The sequence below is a fragment of the Nocardioides sp. P5_C9_2 genome, from assembly GCF_054049555.1.
Window position 1 is genome coordinate 1 of record NZ_JBFUMD010000399.1, and the last position, 3722, is coordinate 3722.

Here is a 3722-nt window from a genome sequence, read left to right on the forward strand (position 1 = left end):
GGCCCTGCACGACCGCACGAGCCCACCGACCATCAACCTCGACAACAAGGACCCCGAGGTCGACCTCGACATCCCCACCGAGGCCCGGTCGCTCCCCGACGGCGACATCGTCGCCCTCAACAACTCCTTCGGCTTCGGCGGCGCCAACGTGGCCGTGGCCTTCGGGAGCGCGTGATGACCGCGACCGCGGCGAAGCCCGCCAAGCTGCCGCGCGAGGAGGACCCGCGCCACCCGGTCCACCGGCTCACCGCCCTCTTCGACGAGGGCACCCTCGAGCTGCTCACCGCCGACGACGACTCGGGCATGCTCGCGGCCACCGGGCGGGTCAACGACACCGCCGTGGTCGCCTTCTGCAGCGACGCCACCGTCATGGGTGGCGCGATGGGTGACGTGGGCTGCCGCGTCGTCGTCGACGCCTACCACCGTGCCATCACCGACGGCGTGCCGATCATCGGCCTGTGGCACTCGGGCGGCGCCCGGCTCGCCGAGGGCGTGCTCTCCCTGCACGCCGTGGGCCGCATCTTCCAGGTGATGACCCAGGCCTCCGGGACGATCCCCCAGATCTCCGTCGTCCTCGGCCCCGCGGCCGGGGGCGCGGCGTACGGTCCGGCCCTCACCGACGTGGTCATCCTCGGGCCCGAGGGGCGCATCTTCGTGACCGGACCCGACGTGGTCCGCTCGGTCACCGGCGAGGACGTCGACATGCTGCGCCTCGGCGGCCCCGAGCCGCACGGCCGCCGCTCCGGGGTCGTGCACATCCTCACCGAGTCGGAGCAGGAGGCACTGGAGCGCGCCCGCACCGTCGCCACCCTGCTCGGCGCCCAGGGCGGCCTCGACGTCGACGCGGTGGAGGACCGGGACCTCGAGGCGATCCTGCCCGAGTCCAAGAAGCGCGCCTACGACGTGCACCCGCTCGTCGAGGCCGTCCTCGACGACGGCACCATGCAGGAGCTGCACGCCCGCTGGGCCCCCAACATCGTCACGGCGCTGGGTCGCTTCGGTGGCCGCACGGTCGGCGTCGTCGCCAACAACCCCTTGCGTCTCGGCGGCTGCCTGGACTCGCTGTCCGCGGAGAAGGCATCCCGCTTCGTGCGCATGTGCGACGCGTTCGGGGTGCCGCTGATCGTGCTCGTGGACGTCCCCGGCTACCTGCCCGGTGTCGGCCAGGAGTGGGACGGCGTCGTACGCCGCGGCGCCAAGCTCCTGCACGCGTTCGGCGAGTGCGTCGTGCCCCGGGTGACCCTGGTGACCCGCAAGACGTACGGCGGCGCCTACATCGCCATGAACGCCCGCTCCCTGGGCGCGACCCGGGTCCTGGCCTGGCCGGGTGCCGAGGTGGCCGTCATGGGCGCGGTCGCCGCCATCCGGATCCTGCACCGCCGCAAGCTGGCGGAGGTCTCCCCCGAGATCCGCCCGCAGGTGGAGGCCGAGCTGGCCGCCGAGCACGAGCGCATCGCCGGCGGCGTCGACAAGGCCGTCGAGATCGGGGTGGTCGACGAGGTGGTGGAGCCCGCTCGCACCCGGAGTGCGATCGCCGCCGCCTTCCGCCACGAGATCGACACCTCGGGCGTGCACCGCGGGCACCACGGCAACATTCCCCTCTAGCGGACGCTCCACCCGGGGACCGCAGCACGACCCGTCGTACGGCGAGAGTGGTCGGCCCCCATGCGGCCGACCACTCTCGCCACGTCGAGGGTCAGACCACCTGGTGCAGCCAGCGGACGGGGGCGCCGTCACCGGCGTGGCGGAAGGTCTCCAGCTCGTCGTCCCACGGCTTGCCGAGCAGCTTGTCGATCTCGTTGAGCAACGTCGTCTCCCCGAGCGCCGCCTTGACGACGGCCGCCTTGAGCCGGTCCTCGGGGATCATGATGTCGCCGTGGAGGCCGGTGACGGCGTGGTAGACGCCCAGCTCCGGCGTGAACGAGAAGCGCGTCCCCTCGCTCGAGGGCGTGGGCTCCTCGGTGATCTCGAAGCGCAGGTGGTTCCACCCCCGCAGCGCCGAGGCCACGGCTGCCGCAGAGCCGGCCGCGCCGCTCCACGAGAGCTCGGCGCGATAGGTGCCGGGCTGGGCGGGCTGCGGGATCCAGTCCAGGCTCACGGCAACGCCGAGGACTCCACCCACCGCCCACTCGATGTGGGGGGCCAGGGCAGAGGGAGCTGAGTGCACGTAGAGAATGCCCCGCGTCCCGGGTCCGTCCGGGCGGGCGTGCGTGCGTGTGGTCACCGTGACCTCCTTGAAAACCGGCGCCCAGGTGCGCCTTCCCCAGCGGTCTGCACAGCGGTTCTCAGTCAGTCGAGTGACACGTATGTGATTAGTGGCTCCAGTGTGACGCAAGTTGCGGGCGAATGCCAGCGAGACGCCCCGTGTCCGACCTGAAGGTCAGTCCATCCGCTTCTCGAGCAGCTCTGCTCGCGCCGCCGAGTCGGTGATCTCGTTGCTGTCGACCGCGTGCGTGCGGTGGAACCACGCGAGGGCGTCGGACTCGCGACCGGCCGCCTCGAGGGTGTCGGCGTAGGCGTAGCGCAGACGCACGACCCAGGACTCGCGACTCTTGGACTGGAGCGGCGCCAGCTCGAGGGTGCGCAGCGCGGCGTCGAGCTGTCCCATGTCACGTCGGGCACCCGCCTCGACCAGGGTCATCTCGGCCTTGGCGTCCGACGAGAAGTTCGCCACCGAGGGGCTCTTGGCGAGCTTGAGGGCCTGCTCGGGCTGGCCCAGGGCGCGATGGCAGTCGGCCATGATGGGCAGGTAGTCCGTCGCACCGTTCATCCGCTTGGCGGCGCGGAGCTCGGAGAGCGCCTCCGCGTAGTGGCCGGCGGCGTACGCCGACTCCCCCACCGCCTCGCGGACGATGGCGATCCGGGACGCGCGGGCACGCGCCGCGAGCGTGTGCTGGTACGCCGTCTCCGGGTCGGTGTCGATCAGGCTCCCGGCCGCGGCCAGGTGCCGGGCGACCCGGGCCGCCAGCTTCTCGGGCAGACCCTTGAGCTGTGCCGCGATCGCGCGGTCGAGCTCCTTGCCGGTGATCTCCTCGGGCAGCGGCGGACCGTCGTACTCGGCCTGGGCGACCGTGCGCGGCCCCTGCTCCTCGCGAGGACGCTTCCAGTCACTCTGGCGCGGCTTGCGGTCGCCGCTGCCGCGTGAGTCGCTCGAGCGAGAGTCACCGGATCGCGAGTCACCCTGTCGTGACTGCGCCGGGCGACCGCCGGCAGCGGGCCGGCCCCCACGGCTCGACGACTCACCGCCGGAGTATCCCTTGCCCCCGCGACCGGTCGAGCCGCCTGAGGAACCTCCCCGCGCGGGCGGCTTGCCTCCACTGCGGGTGGGGCGCTGGCTACGACGATCCTCGGCCACGTCAATGGTCCTTCCGGGGGTGATAACTCGCTGTGCTGATGTGGGTCGCACTGACGTGCGTGCTGCTACGTGCTGATGGTCGCCCTCGGCGACCCTTCCCCACGCTACTGCCTGCACCACGGGTGAGCACAGGTGGGGAAATGGGAAAGAGGGGCCGCCTGGTGGCGGCCCCTCTCCCAATGTATGTCCGGCGGCGTCCTACTCTCCCACAGCCTCTCGGTTGCAGTACCATCGGCGCTGAAAGGCTTAACTTCCGGGTTCGGTATGGGACCGGGTGTTTCCCTTTCGCTATGGCCGCCGTAACTCTGGCGGAACACACACACCCGACCACAGTGTGGTGGGGGTGTTCCAAGCTCTTGGTGATACG

The 3722-nt window shown here is 71.4% G+C and carries 3 protein-coding genes and 1 rRNA gene; 1 reads left to right on the forward strand and 3 read right to left on the reverse strand.

The genetic code is table 11. From position 1 onward, the window contains the following. The first annotated feature begins 174 nt into the window (after positions 1–174). Complete coding sequence (locus ACXJKL_RS16885) at positions 175–1605, forward strand: acyl-CoA carboxylase subunit beta (protein WP_457208180.1); 1431 nt, start codon at positions 175–177, stop codon at positions 1603–1605. A gap of 91 nt (positions 1606–1696) precedes the next feature. Here ACXJKL_RS16885 and ACXJKL_RS16890 read toward each other — a convergent pair whose 3' ends face one another. The 3 genes from ACXJKL_RS16890 to rrf form a co-directional block, all read right to left on the reverse strand. Further along, positions 1697–2224 (reverse strand): DUF3145 domain-containing protein, encoded by a 528-nt coding sequence (locus ACXJKL_RS16890; protein ID WP_457208181.1) that lies wholly within the window; start codon positions 2222–2224, stop codon positions 1697–1699. 156 nt (positions 2225–2380) lie between these two features. Further along, complete coding sequence (locus tag ACXJKL_RS16895; protein ID WP_457208182.1) at positions 2381–3355, reverse strand: tetratricopeptide repeat protein; 975 nt, start codon at positions 3353–3355, stop codon at positions 2381–2383. A gap of 185 nt (positions 3356–3540) precedes the next feature. Continuing rightward, positions 3541–3657: ribosomal RNA gene (gene rrf / locus ACXJKL_RS16900) — 5S ribosomal RNA — on the reverse strand. Positions 3658–3722: the final 65 nt, after the last annotated feature.

What these genes read in the sequence shown, in the direction of transcription:
- ACXJKL_RS16885 (WP_457208180.1), top strand. Translation starts at nt 175, where the DNA reads ATGACCGCGACCGCGGCGAAGCCCGCCAAGCTGCCGCGCGAGGAGGAC.